Raw genomic sequence first — 15,017 nt, 5'->3', positions numbered from 1 at the left:
GGAGGCGCTCAGCCGCTGGGTGACATAGCGTTTTCCGTGACGGGCCGGGGCCGACAGTAGTGATACGGAACGGCGGACCAGCAGTGGAGCAGCACGGGAACGGGGCTTCCCCGCAGGCGGACGACGGATGGTGGTCCGGCCATCTGCATGAGCTCTGGCGTGTCGCCGAAACGGCGCCGGACGTGACAGGGCTTGCCGATTCTCTCTACGGCATGCTGCTCCGTATGCCCGGTGTTCTGGCCGTCGTGGGCACCCGCTGGACCGGCGGGCTGCTGCACGATCTGCGGAGTGTCACCCTGGCGGAGCCGACGCCTTCGTTCATGAAGTTCGAACAGGATTTCGGCGAATCGGGCGCTTCCGGTGCTCCGGACGGCGATCCGGCTGTCACGGTTCACGAGGTGTCGGAACTCGACGGCGCCATGCCGCAGGTCCAGGTTCTGACGGCAGCGGGCGCGCGGAGCGTGGCCGAGTGTGCCGTGCCGCTGGGGCAGGGCGGCTGGGCGTCGTTCATGGTCGGCACCGCAGACAGGGACGCGGTCGATGCGACGCTGCGGACCCGGTTGAAGCAGGTGGCCGAGGTCGCCATGGTCTCGGACAGGCGGATCATGGCGAGGCGCGACGCCGAGCTGCTTCAGGTGAGTGACGCCTTCCTGGCGGAGGCGTCGTTGCAGATGGATGCCAGCCTTGACGTGGAGAGGACCGTGCGCCGGGTGGCTCGCACGGCGGTCCCCGCCGTCGCCGAGGGGTGCGTCCTGCATCTGCTTCACGCCGGCGGACTGACCCCCGTGTCCTCCGCACATATGGACGCGGGTGAACAGCAGTGGCTCGGCAGGGTTGCGGCCGAGGACCCCTGGCTGACTGATGTGCTGCACCGAGTAATCGACAGCGGCCAGGGGCTGGTACTGAGAAGTGAGGAGCTGGAAGGGGGGCCCTTCGGGCCCGCGTCATCCGGGGCGGGGCGTGCCGTGAGCGCGCTCAGCGTCAATCCGCTCAAGGCCCGGGGCCGGGCCCTGGGCACCCTGACGTTTCTCTACCACCAGGCGTTCGCCGCCGAGGGGGCCTCGCGGTTCCTTGCGAATCTTGCCGACCGGGCCGCGCTGGCCATCGACAGCAGCGCCCTGTACGAACAGCGGCGCCGCCACGTGGTCTCTCTCCAGCGGCATCTGCTCCCGAGGGAGCTACCGCGGATTGCGGGGCTCACGCTGAGTTCGGCATACGAGGTGGGCGACGTCTCGCTCGATGTGGGCGGTGACTTCTACGACGCCGTCCCGGGGGCACAGGGTGGTGTGACCCTCCTCATCGGTGACGTCTGCGGTCGCGGGGCGGAGGCAGCTGCACTCACGGGGCTGGCCCGCCATACCCTGCGCACCCTCCTCGAGGACGGCAGGACGCCCGAGCACGCGCTGGGACGGTTGAATCAGGCCCTGGTCAGGGAGGGCACGTCCCGTTTCGTGACAGCGCTGGTGGCGGTACTGGTGCCCGACGGGAAGGGATTCCGCCTGTGCTATTGGAGTGCTGGACATCCGGCGCCTTTGATACGGCGTGAGGACGGCACCGTGGAGGAGCTCCCGGCCCACGGGGATCTGCTCGGTGTGCTGGAGGACATCGGCTACGGGTCCGGGGCGACGCACGTCGCACCGGGGGACACACTGGTGATGTTCACCGATGGAGTGACTGAGGCGAGAGCGGCTGACGGAACGTTCTTCGAATCACGTCTGCGGAACGCGGTGGCGCAGACGGGCGCCGGTGAGGCACTGGGGTTCGCCGAGCGGCTGGCAGAGGCAGTTGTGGAATTCCGGGCGACGGGCGCCGACGACATCGCCGTGCTCGCCGCACGGGCGGAGGTGATCGGATGAGCGGGGCCGCCGAGGAGCACAGGGTCGATCACGACCTCGTCTGGGTGCTCGAGGATTCGGCGGAGGACGCCGAGGCCATCGCGCGGGCGCTCGGTCGCACCCACCCCGGTCTGACGCTGGAGTTCACCGACCGGGGAACCGGATTCGTCGAGCGGTTGCTGCAAGCCGCACGCCGACCGGGGCTCGTCCTCCTGGACCTGAACCTGCCTGGTCTCAGTGGAGGCGCAGTGCTCCGATCGATCCGCTCCCGGCCCGAACTGAACGACGTGGCCGTGGTGGTCTTCACCTCGTCCACCGAACCGGAGGAGGTGGACACGAGCTACGCGGCAGGCGCCGACAGCTACATCTACAAGCCGGTCAACTTCGAACTCTTCCGTACGGTGCTGAAGGGGGCTGTGGACTACTGGCAGCGAAAGGCGAAGGGCAGGGACGAGGGCCCTGCCGCTCAGCCTCCTTCCTGACCCAGAGTGAAGAAGAAGGTGGTCCCGCGGCCCGGTTCGCTGTCGAGCCACAGCTCGCCGCCGTGCCGCTCGACGATCCGCTTGACGATCGCGAGTCCCACGCCGGTGCCGCCACCGCGCTCGCCCGGCCCGTGCAGTCTGCGGAACAGCTCGAACACATCGTGCTGCTGGTCGGACGGGATACCGATGCCGTTGTCGCGGACCACTACGGTCTGCTGCGGGGGCCCGCCTGACGGTGGACGGAGCATGTCGACCCGGACCTCGACCGTGCGATCGTCCCGGTCGGCGGCGTACTTGGCCGCATTCACCAGGAGGTTGACCAGGACTTCGTAGAGCCGGTTCTCGTCGGCGTACACCTCGGGCAGATCATTTCTGATGACCCGCACGTGGCCCTCGGCCAGACGTTCCCCGGCCACGTCGAGTGCGGAGTCCAGCGCCCGGCCCAGTGGCACACGGGTGCGGTGCAGTCCGCCCCGGCCCAGTCGGGCGAAGTGCAGCAGCGAGTTGAGCAGGTCGTCCATCCGGCCGGCCAGTCGCCGCATGGTGAGCATCCGGCGGACGGTGGTCGCGTCGAGCTCCGCTGCGGCGTCCTCGATGACGAAGGTCGCGGCGTTGGAGATGCCCCGTAGCGGTTCCTTGAGGTCGTGAGCTGCCACATGGGCGAATGCGTCGAGGTCGGAGTTGGTGATACGCAACTGTTCGTTCAACGCTGCCAGTTCCGCCTCGTGCCGGAGTACGAGTCCTGTCAGCGTGCGCCAGAGTTCCTGCGCGGTGGCGCGGTCGGTCGGCGTCCAGGGCAGGCTCTGTCCGTGTACCACCGCGCGGAAGACGGCACCTGAGCCGCGAGGGGTGAGCCGTTCGCCTCGCGGTCCGACCTGGACGGGTCTGGAAGGGTCGGCGGCCCATTGGCGGGCTGTCGGACGAGCCCTGCGGAACCAGGCGAGGAAGTCACCCGAGCGGCTCAACGCCACCATCATCACCCCCGCCGGACCGCTTTCCGCCATGTCGTCGGGATGGTCCGGTTCCTCGGAGAGGCGGTCCGTACTCCAGACCGTGCCGGGCGCCAGGCCTGCCGCGCGGGCCCGGAGGTTCTCCAGCAGAGCGGGTGGAACACTCATCCCGCTGATGACGCTGCGACCGCCTCGGCAGAGCACCGCGCCATCGGCTTCCAGCAGTGTTCTGAAGGCGTCGTCGCCTGCCAGGAGCGAGTCCTCCAGGTCTGACGTCACCCGGGGGATGATCTGACCAAGGCGCTCGCGGGATGCGGTGAGCGCCTCGGCCTGCTCTCGTTCCTCGATGACCGCGAGTTGGAGGGAGAAGGCCACGCCGAAGAACTCACATGCTGCCCGCAGTTCCGGAGGGATGGTGACGGCGTCGTAGCCATGACAGGCGATCAGCCCCCAGAGCTCACCCTCCCGGAGGACGCTCACCGACATCGACGACTTCACACCGATGTTCCGCAGGTACTCCAGGTGGAAGCCGGACACGGTACGCAGTACAGAGTTCGACAGGTCCAGTGGCAGGCTCGAATCGGCTCGGAGCGGAGGGTGCAGGCCCACACTGATGTCGTCCACGTCGGCGATCGCCCGGATCCAGTTGTCTCGGTAGAGCCGCCTCGCCTGGGGCGGGATGTCACTGGCGGGGAACCATAGCCCGAGCCAGGGCTCGTGGCCGGCGGTGAGTTCCTCCGCGACCACCTCTCCCGGCCCGTTCTCTCCGTCGAAGCGGTAGGCGACCACCCGGTCGAAGCCGGTCAGCGCACGGATCTCATGGGTGGCCTCCCGGTAGCACTCAGCCGCTGTCCTCGAGGACCGCAGACGAGTCAGGGCCCGCCGGACTCCCTGGTAGAAGTGTGCGAAGTGCGGCGCCGCGACTGCGCGCGGCTCGCACTCCAGGACCAGTAAGGGCCCCTGCCGGTGCGCGGTCACATCGAACATCCGGGGGGCGCCCGCCACATCGATGGAGACAGGGAGAACCAGGCTTGCCGCCTCATGCTGAGCGCCGATCTCGAGCGCCTCGGCCCACTGCTCGGGGGACAGCACCCGCGTGATGGGCCCCCCGACCAACTCCTCGGCCGCGATCCCCAGCAAGCAACCGGTGTTCAGGGCTGCGGTGTCCACGGTGCCGGTATCGGCCTCCACCGCGAGCAGGGTGCCGTGGGACTGGATCCTGCCCAGCCGGTGAATGGGCTCCTGGGCACATTCACTGAGGTCGAAGCCGAGGGCCGCTGCGGCTTCGGCCTCCCGCCCCTGGTCCGGAAGGGACATCTCTTCTCCCACGTTCCGAGTTCGCGATCCGGTCCAGTAGGCCTGTCGGATCGCCGTGATCCTTCCACGGCACCCTGCTGCGGAGGGGCTGCCGCGGGCGCGTGTCGTCGCTCCCGGCAGCGGCCGCCTGCCGCCGGGGTGCCGGTGCGATCAGCCTGGCCTCCGCGCTGCCCACCCGCTCTCCCAGCGTGGTGGTCCTCGACGAGATGCCCTACCTCGTACGCGAGGACCCGAGCTTCGAGGGGACGCTGCAGAAGGCATTCGACCGGACGTTGTCGAAACTGCCCGTTCTGCTCATCCGCACCAACGACCCGGAGATCGACATCGTCGGCGCCGACCGCGCCCCCATCGCCAAGAAGATCACCCTCGTGGGTTCGGTCAAGTGTCTGGAGAAGGAACCCTTCGACAACCGCGACCTCGCCCGCCTTGTCACCCACCGCTCCCAGCTTCCCGGCGCCGACGACACCACCCCCTTGCTCGCCGTCACCCGCAGCGGCTGCACCGCCGACGTCTCCACTCTCACGCCCCAGGACCTCCATGACGCCTGGACCTGAATCTGTGACCGGCCGTGCCACTACGTGCCGGTCGGAGCGGTGGACGCGGTGAGCGGTTCGAGCCGCTGCCGCTCGGCCTTCAGTTCGGAGCGGGCGGTGTCCTTCGGCGCCCGGGTCCGCCCCGCTCACGCGTCCGACCCCGGCGGCCGGGAGCGGCGTGGGGCGTACGGGGCGCCGCCTCACGAGGGCGCCCCGTACGCCGTCGCCTCACGCCGCGTTCAGCGCCACCGTCGGGTGGAGACGGGAGGCGCGGACCGCCGGATAGAGGCCCGCGACCACGCCGATCAGGAGGGTGGCGGCCAGGCCGCCCGCCAGGGACCAGGGCGGGACGACCGCCGTCCACCCCTGGACCTGCGCGAAGCCGTATGTCGCTGCCGCGCCCAGCAGCGCGCCCGCCGCCCCGCCCAGGGCCGACAGGAGCAGCGACTCGGTCAGGAACTGGAGCCGGATCGCGTTGCGGGTCGCGCCCAGCGAGCGGCGCAGGCCGATCTCCTGGCGGCGCTCCAGGACGGAGATGACCATGGTGTTGGCGACGCCGACACCGCCGACCAGGAGGGCGACCGCGCCCAGGCCGAGCATCAGGGTCGTCAGGCCCTCGTCGGTGGCGGCCTTGGCGGCCAGCGCGTCCGAGGGGCGGGAGACCTTGACCCCCGCCTCGTTGCCGGGGCTGATGGTGCGGGCCAGGATCGCCCGTACGTCTTCCACCGAGGCGTCCGTGGAGCGCTCGAAGAGGGTGGTGGGGTGGCCGTCGAAGCCGAAGTAGCGCTCGGCGGCGGGGAACCCGACCAAGGCCACCCGGTCCAGGGTGGGGACCAGTTCGATCGGTTTGAGAATACCGACGACGACCACGCGCGTGTCGTTCATCATGATCGTCTCGCCGGCGCGGCTGATGCCGAGGCGGTCCGCGGCCACCGCGCCGAGGACCGTCGTCGGGAGGCGTTCGCCGACCGGATTCAGCCAGGCGCCCTTGTCGACCTCGCCGCCGAGCGTGGACAGCAGGTCGATGCGGGCCGCCTGGGTGGTGACGCCGGCGGTGCGCTCCTCGGGGACCACGTCGCTGCGGCGGATGCGGGCGTCGACGTCGGCGGTGGCCGTGGCGTACCGCACCGGGCCGACGCGCTCGACCATCGCGACCGCGTTCTCGGGGAGCTTGATCTCCCCGCCCATGGCGTCCTCGCCCGCCTCGGCGGTGAGGAGGTTGGTACCGAGGCGGTCGAGCTGGGCCATCAGGTCCGCGCGGCTCGACTCGGACAGGCCGACGACCGCGACCATGGTCGCGATACCGATCGCGATGCCGAGCGCCGAAAGCACCACGCGCGCGCGACGTGCGCGAAGGCCGACCGCACCGACGCGGAGCATGTCGCGGACGGAGAGGCGGGAGGGCTTGAGGTCATTCCTCATGAACCGGCCCCTTCCGCGCGTGAGGAGGCGGGGCACGTGCCGGAACGCGAGTCCGAGACGATCTCGCCGTCCCTGAAGCGGACCCGGCGCGGCAGCGAGTCCGCGATCTCGTTGTCGTGGGTGATCACGCAGATGGTGGTTCCGGACGCGTGCAGCTCGTGCACCAGCTCCATGACGATCGCACCGGACGCGGTGTCCAGCGCCCCGGTCGGTTCGTCCGCCAGCAGCAGCCGGGGGGCGCCCACCAGGGCACGGGCGATGGCCACGCGCTGCTTCTCGCCGCCGGACAGCTCGTTCGGCGTGTGCGAGGAGCGATGGTCCAGCCGCACCTTGGCGAGCGCTTCCCGCGCACGCGCGCGCCGTTCCTTCAGCGGTACGCCCGCGTACAGCAGCCCGTCGGCGACGTTGTCCACCGCGTCGCGCCCCGCCGCCAGGTGGAAGTGCTGGAACACGAAGCCGATGTGACGGGCACGCAGGGCGGAGAGCCGGGAGTCGGAGAGTTCGGACACGTCGTACCCGGCGACCCGGACGGTGCCCGTGGTGGACCTGTCGAGAGTGCCGATGACGTTGAGCATCGTGGACTTACCTGAGCCGGACGGGCCGACGACGGCGAGCAGTTCGCCCTCTTCGACGGTCAGGTTCACTCCGCGCAGAGCGTGGACGCCGCCGGGGTAGGACTTGGTGACGTCCCGCAGTTCGATCACCGGGGCCGGTGTCATGACTTCGCCACTCCGACCTTCATGCCCTCGCGCACGTCGGGGCCACTGACCTCGATCTGCCCGTCGGCCGTCATGCCCGTCTCCACCCGCACCATCTTCGACGTGGTGCCCCGGACGACTTGGAGGCCGTAGCCGCCGTTCTCGCCGCGCAGGGCGACGACCGCCTCGATGGGAACCGCGAGGACTCCCCTGCGCGCCTCGCTGACGAACTTCACGCTCGCCGACGCCTTGGCGTCCTCGCCAGAGGCGGCGCCCGCCCCGCCGTCCAGGACGACCTCGACGGTGATGCCCTCCGGGGCGACCGCACCGCCCTCGGATGCGGACTCCTCGGGGCGCACCGTCCCGGCGACCTTGCCGGCCACGGTCTTCCCGCTCGGCAGGGTGACCTCGACCTTGGTGCCGCTTGAGGTGAGCGCGCCGTCGGTCTGCTCCAGTTGCGCCCGTACGACGGGCCTGGTGGAGGCGATCGTCAGGACCGTCCCGCCCGGGACGACCTGGTCGGCGAGCGCCGCGTCGGCTTCGGCCACCTTGACCCGGTCGGGCTGGAAGACGACATCGCCCTTGCCGACCCTTCCGGTGGTGTCGCGGTTCAGGGTCTTCTGCCACTGCTTGACGGCAGCTTCGGTGTCCTTGTCGTACCACGGGTCGACGTACAGCTTCGGCCCGAACCCCAGGTCGCGCAGATTGCGCTCCAGTTGGAGTACGTCACTGCCCCGGTCGCCCGCCTTCATCTCGCGGAACATCGGGACCGGACCGTAGAGGAGGGTGACGGGCTTGTCATTCAGCTCGTAGAGCGTCTGCCCCCTTGCCACCGTCCTCCCTTCGGAAGCGGCCACCGTGACCGTGCCCTCGACAGCGGACTTGACGGCGCGGCGCTGCGCGAAGTCGAGCTTGCCGTCGACCGTCTTGGACTGCACGAGGTCGGTGCGTACAACGGCCGTTGTGGCGGGCGGCAGGTCGCCGCCCCGCCCGGAGGCGCCCGCGTCGCCGCCGTCACCGAGGAACAGGAATCCCCCGGTGACGGCGGCGGCGACGGTCACCGTGCCGAGCGTGAGGAGGGCGGTGCGGCGCTTCACTGCATGCCGTCCAGACCGTCGAGCAGCTTCGTCTCGCACGCCTTGCGGGCCTGCTTGTACGACGGCGACTCCTCGTCGAAGGCCCGGGACGTCGGGTTCGGCCGGCCGCCCGGCTGGGCCTTGCCCCCGCTCATGGTCGGGTTGGTGAACTGGGAGACGCCGTTGTCCCGCATGCACTTGGCGTGCGCGAGCATCGACTCGTAGGCCTTCTGCTGGTCGATCTCGGGCTCGGCTGTCAGGGCGGCCTGCAACTCGTTCACGCAGACGCCGTTCTCGCCGCCCTTGATGCCTTCGTTGCGGCCGGGGCGGGAGCCGATCTCGTTGATCTTCGTCCAGTCGAAATACCCGCTGAGCTTGGGGTCGGGGAAGTCCTTGTAGCCGCCCTTGGCGCGCATGCACTGGACGTACTTCATGTGGGCGTCGTAGGAGGCGCTCCTGCTCGCGGGCCGGGTGCTCGGCCTGCTCCCGCCCTCCGCGGCGCTCGCGGACGGCGCGTCCGGTACGTCGGCGATCGCGTCGTCCTTCTTCGCGCCGCCTGCGCTGTCGTCACCGCCGCCGCAGGCGACGGAGAAGACGAGTACGGGCACGGCTACGACGATGGCCATGCGCAGCCGGGCGGTGGTGCGGGGAGGCGTCCTGAGGAATCTCATGCGTTTCACGTTCGCCGCCGCGGATGATGGCCCGTCCATGGCCACATGATGGGAACGTAACAATACCCCCGGCCTGCGCTTCCGCCCCTGTGCGGGGTAGTCGCACACGGTCCCCGCGTGCCCATAATCGGCCCCATGCCGCATGTGCTGCTCATCGAGGACGACGCGTCCGTAAGGGACGGAATGGAGCTCGTGCTGCGCCGGCACGGATACGGCGTGGACACCGCCGCCACCGGCGAGCAGGCCCTCGCCCTGCTGACCGGGGAGCGGGGCGCGCGGGTCGAGCTGGCCGTACTCGACCTGATGCTGCCCGGCATGGACGGCTTCGAGGTGTGCCGCCGCATCCGCGCCCGCTCGGCGACCCTGCCGGTCATCATGCTGACCGCCCGCGGCGACGACCAGGACATCGTGACGGGACTGGAGGCGGGCGCCGACGACTACGTCGTCAAGCCGGTCACCGCGCCCGTCCTGGAGGCCCGCATCCGGGCCGCCCTGCGCCGTGCGGAGCCGTCGCCGTCCGGGTCCGCTTCCGGGCGGGCGGGCGGCCCGCCCGACCTCGGGGGCCTGCGCATCGACCGCGCCGCGCTGACCGTCACCAAGCACGGCGTCCCGGTCGCGCTGCCGCCCACCGAACTGCGGCTGCTGTTGGAGCTGTCGGCCTCCCCCGGCCGGGTCTTCAGCCGCGAGCAGCTCCTCGAGTCCATCTGGGACCACACCTTCCTGGGCGACTCCCGGCTGGTGGACGCGGCGGTCGCACGGCTGCGGGCCAAGCTGGAGGACGTACCGGCGAAGCCGCGGTACATACAGACGGTGCGGGGCTTCGGCTACCGCTTCGGGCCGCTGTGAACCGTACGGACAGAGGCTTGCACGGCGCCGCCCCGGAGAGCCGCTCCCGGCGGCTCGTCGGCGGGCTGCGCATCCGGCTCGTCGTCGCCTTCGTCGTCGTCGCCCTCATCAGCGCGGTGACCGCGACCGCCCTCGCGTACCGGGACGCCCGCACCGCCGTCCTCCAGCGCACCCAGAACGCCGCCGTGAACGACCTCCGCGAACGGGTCACCGCGGTCGCCGCCGACTTCGACGTACCGCCCGACCAGTCGTCGCTGTCCCGGTTCACGGCGAAGGTCTCGGACGGCATCGGCGCCCGCACCGTGGTCGCCCGCTACCAGGACCTCGTCGCGGCATCCGACTCGCTCGCCCGGACGGAGGACCGGATCACCCCCGAACTGCGCGCCGCCGTACACACCGGGGACGAGGCCCGGTTCCAGCGGGTGGTGTGGCGGGGCGATCCCTATCTGGTCGTCGGCATGCCCGTGATGTACACCGACGGGGACCGCCGCACCTCCGGCCTGGAGGTCTTCGCGATCGCCGATCTGCGGGCCGAGCGCGACGACACCGCCGCCCTGCTGGACTCCGTACGGGCGGGCACCGTGCCGGTGGTGCTGCTGGCCGCAGTCCTGGCGCTGCTGGCCGCGAGGACGGTCCTTCGTCCGGTACGAAAGCTGCGCCGGGCCACCCGTGAGCTCGCCGCCGGGGACCTCGGCAGCCGGGTCGTCATCACCGGCCACGACGAACTCGCCGACCTGGCAAGGACGTTCAACGAGACCGCCGACGCGCTCCAGGCCTCCGACGCGGAACTGCGTGAACAGGAGGCGAAGGCACGCCGCTTCGTGGCGGACGTGTCCCACGAACTGCGCACGCCCCTCGCGGCGATGACGATGGTGGCGACCGTCCTGGAGGAGGACGCCGACCAGCTGCCGCCGGACGCGGCTCGGGCGGCCCGTACCGTCGGCGCGGAGACGGCGCGGCTGTCCCGGCTGGTCGAGGACCTGATGGAGATCTCCCGCTTCGACGCCAAGACGGTACGGCTGAACGCGGCCGAGACGGACCTCGCCGACGCCGTACGCGCGTCGCTGGCGCTGCGCGGCTGGACGGACCGGGTGCGGACACACCTCGACGAGGGCGTACGGGCGGTGGTCGACCGGCGCCGCATCGACGTGATCGTCGCGAACCTCGTGGGCAACGCACTGCGGCACGGAGCCCCGCCGGTCACCGTGACCCTCGGGACGGCCCACGCGGCAGACGGGGAGTGGGTGACGCTGGAGGTCTCCGACCGCGGTCCCGGGCTGCCGCCGGGGGCTCGGGAGCGGGTCTTCGACCGGTTCTACAAGGCGGACTCGGCCCGCACGCGTGGCACGGCCGACGACAGCGGACAGGGCAGCGGCCTCGGTACGGCGATCGCGCTGGAGAACGCACGGCTGCACGGCGGCACGATCGACGTGGCCGATGGACCGCAGCACGGCGCGGTGTTCACGCTGCGGCTGCCCCTGCGGCGTACAGGAGAGGGCACGGAGTGAAGAAGGTCAGGCAGGGGCTCATGGGCGCGGCGCTGGGGATCGCCCTCATGGGCTGCGGCGTCCAGCCGACCGGAGTGATAGGCGCGGGCGAGCCCGCGTCCGGGCTGACGCGCGGGGCCCGGCTGTACTTCGCGTCCGCCGGCGGACTGCGCGGGGTGCCCGTGCTCGACAGGGAGATCAAGAGCCTCGACGCGGTGGTGAAGCTGCTCCTCGAGGGACCGCCGCCCGCCGAGCAGGCCGACCGGCTCACCTCTTTCGTCCAGATCCCCGGCTTCTCGGTGACCGGAACGGGCGCCCACGTCACGGTGCACCTCTACGGCGCCTATCCGGAGACGGGGCGCGACCAGGGAACGGGGCAGCTGGTCTGCACGCTGGCGCGCACCCAGTCCGTACTCGAACCGAAGGTCAGGACCGACGACGTCAAGGTCACCCTGCGGCCGTCCGAAGGCGCCGTGCTGGGCCCCTACCGGTGTGCGGAATTCCTCAACGGCTGAAGTGGGCAGCTGAGTTCGCGGCAACGTTCCGGGCGCGGTGAACTGCCGTCCAACCAGGTCGGCAGGGCCGTCGGACCCGGGCGCGGGCCGGGTGGTGCGGGGTGCTCGGATCTGATCACGCCGCGCAGACCGGCAGCTCGCGTGAGCCGTCATCGTGATCTCCTCGGCCGGCTGCCGGTCTCGGAGACCGCGGGCCGAGGGCGGGCGGGAGACGAAGTGGACGGCGCCCTGCTCGGCCGGGCGTCACGGTGGGCTGCGGGTACCTGACTCGGCCGTCATGGGCGCGGCGGCTGTGGCGGCGTACGGGGAACGGGCCCGGCCGGTCCGTCTGCCCTTCCGGGGCGAGGTGGTCCGGGCGGACCCGCCGGAACCGGAGCCGGACGCGAAGACGGCCAGTCGGGACCCCGTGGTCCCGAGTGGCCGTCGGATCCGCGCCGTCAGGAGACGCGGATGTCCGACCAGTTCGTGGCCTTGCCGGCCTGCGACCGGTTGCCGAATCCGCCGTGGCCGTTGCCCCGGTTCAGCCAGGCGCGGCCGGCCTTGTCGAGCGAGATGAGATCGGCCCGGCCGTCCCCGGACAGGTCGAGCCCGCCGACCACGTCCTTGTAGGAGGTGCCCCAGTCCTTGAAGACCAGCGACCGGGGCGTGAACGTGCCGACGCCGGTCCCCCTGAACCGCCACAGCTCGTTCGACGCGTCCAGGGCCAGCAGGTCGTTCTTGCCGTCGCCGTCGAGGTCTCCGGCGGCGATCAGCCTCTTGTAGCCGCCGAAGCCGGACCCGGCGAGCGAGCGGGCCTTGAAGCCGCCCGCGCCGTTGTTCGCGTACACGTACAGCTTCCCGGTCGAGGCGGACCGGGCCAGCAGGTCCGCCCGGCCGTCGCCCGTCAGGTCGCCGGGCGAGACGACAGCGTCGTACCCGCTCCAGTCCGAGGACACCTTGACGTGGAACGACTGCTGGTCGGGCAGCCCGCCGCAGACCGTCGGGTAGACGCGGGCCTCGCCCTTCGGGTAGCGGACGAACACGTCGTTGCAGCGGTCGCCGTCGAGGTCGCCGAACGGCAGCACGAGCGTGCCCGTCGGCCAGTTGCTCGCGCGCTGCCCCGCGGACAGCTTCGTCGAGTCGCCCGCGTACACCTTCAGCCCGGTGCTGTTGCGGCCGAACAGGTCGGCCTTGCCGTCGTCCGTGTGGTCACGCCACTTGGGCAGCGCGCGGCTGGTGGTGGTGGCCTGGTAGACGCCGTCCAGGGCGAAGCTGTTCTTCTCGGTCAGCTTGTACTCGTCCCAGAGCACGACGGGCCGGCCGAGCGCGTCGGCGGCCACCCGGGGCGCCCCGGTGAACTGGGCACTCGTCGCGCTCAGCCGCCGCGGGGCGGACCAGGTGCCGCCCTTGAAGACGGCGGCCATCGTGTACTCCTTGCCCGAGTAGCCCTCCCGCCACGTCACCGTGACCGTGCCGCCCGAGGTGGCGGCCGCGCCGATCGCGCGCACCTGCTTGTGCGTGGAGAAGGTCTGCGTGTACGGCTGCCAGGCGCCGGTCGCCGCCGAGCGCACCGCGTACCAGGGGCCGGTCGAGTAGCCCGGCCCGCCGGCGACGAAGAGGTCGCCGTTGGGCAGGTGGACGGGCGCCGCCATCCCGGACGTGCTGCCGTAGTTGGCGGCGGTCCGGGGAGTGCTCCACTGCGTGGCGCCGGCGGGCCGGCGCGAGTGCATGAGGTGCGCGGCGTTGTCGTAGAACACGTCGAAGCCGCCCTGCGGATGGGCGAACACCTTCGGGCGCGCCAGGTCCACGCCCGGGACCGGGAGGCCCTTGACCGCGGTCCAGGCGGACGCGCCGGGGGCCTTCTCCAGGGCGACGACGGCCTTGCTTGCCTGCCACTGCCACACCAGCAGGGTGGTGCCGTCCTTGGCGACCGCCAGGTCCATGCCGGAAATGTCCCGGCTGCCGGACGGCGGCTGCTCGTTCAGGTCGGCCGGAGCGGTCCACGCGGCCTGCGGGCCGGTCTTCTCTGCGGCCTTCACGACGCCGGAGACCGACCACACGGCGACCAGCCGGCCGTCGGGGGCCGCCGCCAGGTGGTGGTAGCCCTTCTGGGGCACCGCGGCGACGTACTCGGGCTCGGAGAAGGCCGTCGCGCCGGGCGTGAGGGTGGCCACCTTCAGCCAGTAGTTGTCGTGGTCGTCGGCGCGCTGGGCCCGCCAGACCAGGCGCACCGAGCCGTCGCCGAGCGAGACCAGCTCGGTGTTGTACCCGCCGGCGTCCGGCCAGGTCTGCGGGGCGAGCCAGCGGGTGCTGCCGGCGGTCCGGATCCGGGTGGAACGGGAGAGCCCGTCACCGGTGAGGGAGACGAGGGCGCCGTTCCCGGCCGACTCCAGGGCGTTCAGCCCGCCCGAGGTGGAGGCGGGGTCGGGGTTCGGAGCGTGCAGGGTGCGGGTGCCCCACGGACCCGGCGCACGCGTCTCGACGGCGGCCGGAGCGGTACTGGTGGCCGTGGCAGTGGTGTGGGCTGTGGCGCCCACGGCCGGGGCGGTGGTGTGGGCGGCGGCCGGGGCCGCGACCGCCAGGGCGAGGACGGGAGTGAGCACGATGCCGAGCACCGCGCGAGACTGCGAAGTCATGGGAATGCCCCCCCGGGCAGGGCGTATCCGGTGGCACGGATTCGCCAAACTGTTCGAATAAGTCAGGCGCAGCGTATATCAGCCAAGATCGGCCCGCGCAGAGGATTTCCCTCCCGCTCAGAGGAATTCGGCCAGCCCGTCCAGCGCGCAGCAGCTCGCGGATTCGGGGTGACTACGCAGCATCCTCCCCCCGGGGCCGCCATCGGCGCCCGTTCCCCCAGCTCAGAGGTTACGCACGGGGCCAAGTGCCAGGTGATCCCCAAGCCCAGAGCGCGAGTTCGATTCCCGTCACGCGCTCCATGATGAAGGCCCTGGCCGGAGACCAGGGCCTTGTTCGTCCCAGGAGTGGTGGCTGTCTGCCATCGTCTTCTCGGTCCGCACCGGCTCCAGTGGTACTCGCCACCGAGGCCGAGGTCAGGGTGGCCGAACGGTCCGCCGCGCCTCGCTCTCCCCCTTCCCCGACCTCCGGGGCCTCGGTGCGGTGGGCGGGCCCCCGCACCGCGGCGCACTCCCTCGCCCCGGGGTGAAGGTTCTTTTTAGCCAATACTTTCGCGCCAAAATGCGGCTGTT

At 71.2% G+C, this 15,017-nt stretch carries 12 protein-coding genes; 6 read left to right on the top strand and 6 right to left on the bottom strand.

All coding sequences use genetic code 11. From position 1 onward, the window contains the following. The first annotated feature begins 224 nt into the window (after positions 1–224). Entirely contained in the window at positions 225–1,856 is a 1,632-nt protein-coding gene (locus OG322_RS19340) for a PP2C family protein-serine/threonine phosphatase (protein WP_241200053.1), read from the top strand. After that, entirely contained in the window at positions 1,853–2,317 is a 465-nt protein-coding gene (locus OG322_RS19335) for a response regulator (protein ID WP_124284457.1), read from the top strand. The genes OG322_RS19340 and OG322_RS19335 overlap by 4 nt, the downstream gene beginning before the upstream one ends. Here the strand turns inward: OG322_RS19335 and OG322_RS19330 are convergent. Continuing rightward, complete coding sequence (locus tag OG322_RS19330; RefSeq protein WP_329306726.1) at positions 2,302–4,584, bottom strand: ATP-binding protein; 2,283 nt, start codon at positions 4,582–4,584, stop codon at positions 2,302–2,304. The two genes, OG322_RS19335 and OG322_RS19330, sit on opposite strands and share 16 nt — an antisense overlap. Positions 4,585–4,685: 101 nt before the next feature. Here OG322_RS19330 and OG322_RS41585 point away from each other — a divergent pair, with 101 nt between their 5' ends. After that, positions 4,686–5,138 carry a hypothetical protein gene (locus OG322_RS41585; protein WP_443066551.1) on the top strand — a complete coding sequence of 151 codons (453 nt, stop codon included), beginning with the start codon at positions 4,686–4,688 and terminating at the stop codon, positions 5,136–5,138. A gap of 207 nt (positions 5,139–5,345) precedes the next feature. Here OG322_RS41585 and OG322_RS19320 read toward each other — a convergent pair whose 3' ends face one another. The 4 genes from OG322_RS19320 to OG322_RS19305 are packed head-to-tail and all read right to left on the bottom strand — an operon-like array spanning position 5,346 to position 8,984. Continuing rightward, positions 5,346–6,539, bottom strand: a complete 1,194-nt coding sequence (locus tag OG322_RS19320) for an ABC transporter permease (RefSeq protein WP_123460249.1) — start codon at positions 6,537–6,539, stop codon at positions 5,346–5,348. After that, positions 6,536–7,258 (bottom strand): ABC transporter ATP-binding protein, encoded by a 723-nt coding sequence (locus OG322_RS19315; protein WP_123460250.1) that lies wholly within the window; start codon positions 7,256–7,258, stop codon positions 6,536–6,538. Before OG322_RS19315 ends, OG322_RS19320 begins: the two co-directional genes overlap by 4 nt. Continuing rightward, positions 7,255–8,334, bottom strand: coding sequence for a peptidoglycan-binding protein (locus tag OG322_RS19310; protein ID WP_123460251.1), 1,080 nt, complete (start codon positions 8,332–8,334; stop codon positions 7,255–7,257). The genes OG322_RS19315 and OG322_RS19310 overlap by 4 nt, the downstream gene beginning before the upstream one ends. Continuing rightward, complete coding sequence (locus OG322_RS19305; RefSeq protein WP_123460252.1) at positions 8,331–8,984, bottom strand: hypothetical protein; 654 nt, start codon at positions 8,982–8,984, stop codon at positions 8,331–8,333. The genes OG322_RS19310 and OG322_RS19305 overlap by 4 nt, the downstream gene beginning before the upstream one ends. Positions 8,985–9,119: 135 nt before the next feature. Between OG322_RS19305 and OG322_RS19300 the strand changes: the two genes are divergently transcribed. Genes OG322_RS19300 through OG322_RS19290 form a run of 3 tightly spaced genes read left to right on the top strand, consistent with a single transcriptional unit; the run spans position 9,120 to position 11,832 of the window. Continuing rightward, positions 9,120–9,830, top strand: a complete 711-nt coding sequence (locus OG322_RS19300; protein ID WP_123460253.1) for a response regulator transcription factor — start codon at positions 9,120–9,122, stop codon at positions 9,828–9,830. Continuing rightward, the gene (locus OG322_RS19295) at positions 9,827–11,338 is read left to right on the top strand and encodes an ATP-binding protein (RefSeq protein ID WP_405700370.1); all 1,512 of its coding nucleotides are present in this window, start codon (positions 9,827–9,829) and stop codon (positions 11,336–11,338) included. Before OG322_RS19300 ends, OG322_RS19295 begins: the two co-directional genes overlap by 4 nt. Beyond that, entirely contained in the window at positions 11,335–11,832 is a 498-nt protein-coding gene (locus OG322_RS19290) for a hypothetical protein (RefSeq protein ID WP_311316943.1), read from the top strand. Before OG322_RS19295 ends, OG322_RS19290 begins: the two co-directional genes overlap by 4 nt. A gap of 437 nt (positions 11,833–12,269) precedes the next feature. Here OG322_RS19290 and OG322_RS19285 read toward each other — a convergent pair whose 3' ends face one another. After that, positions 12,270–14,447 carry an FG-GAP repeat domain-containing protein gene (locus OG322_RS19285; protein WP_329306725.1) on the bottom strand — a complete coding sequence of 726 codons (2,178 nt, stop codon included), beginning with the start codon at positions 14,445–14,447 and terminating at the stop codon, positions 12,270–12,272. Between the last annotated feature and the right edge of the window lie 570 nt (positions 14,448–15,017).

The sequence above is a fragment of the Streptomyces sp. NBC_01260 genome (genome assembly GCF_036226405.1).
Taxonomy (GTDB): Bacteria; Actinomycetota; Actinomycetes; order Streptomycetales; family Streptomycetaceae; genus Streptomyces; species Streptomyces laculatispora.
This window is presented reverse-complemented; position numbering and strand designations above follow the sequence as displayed.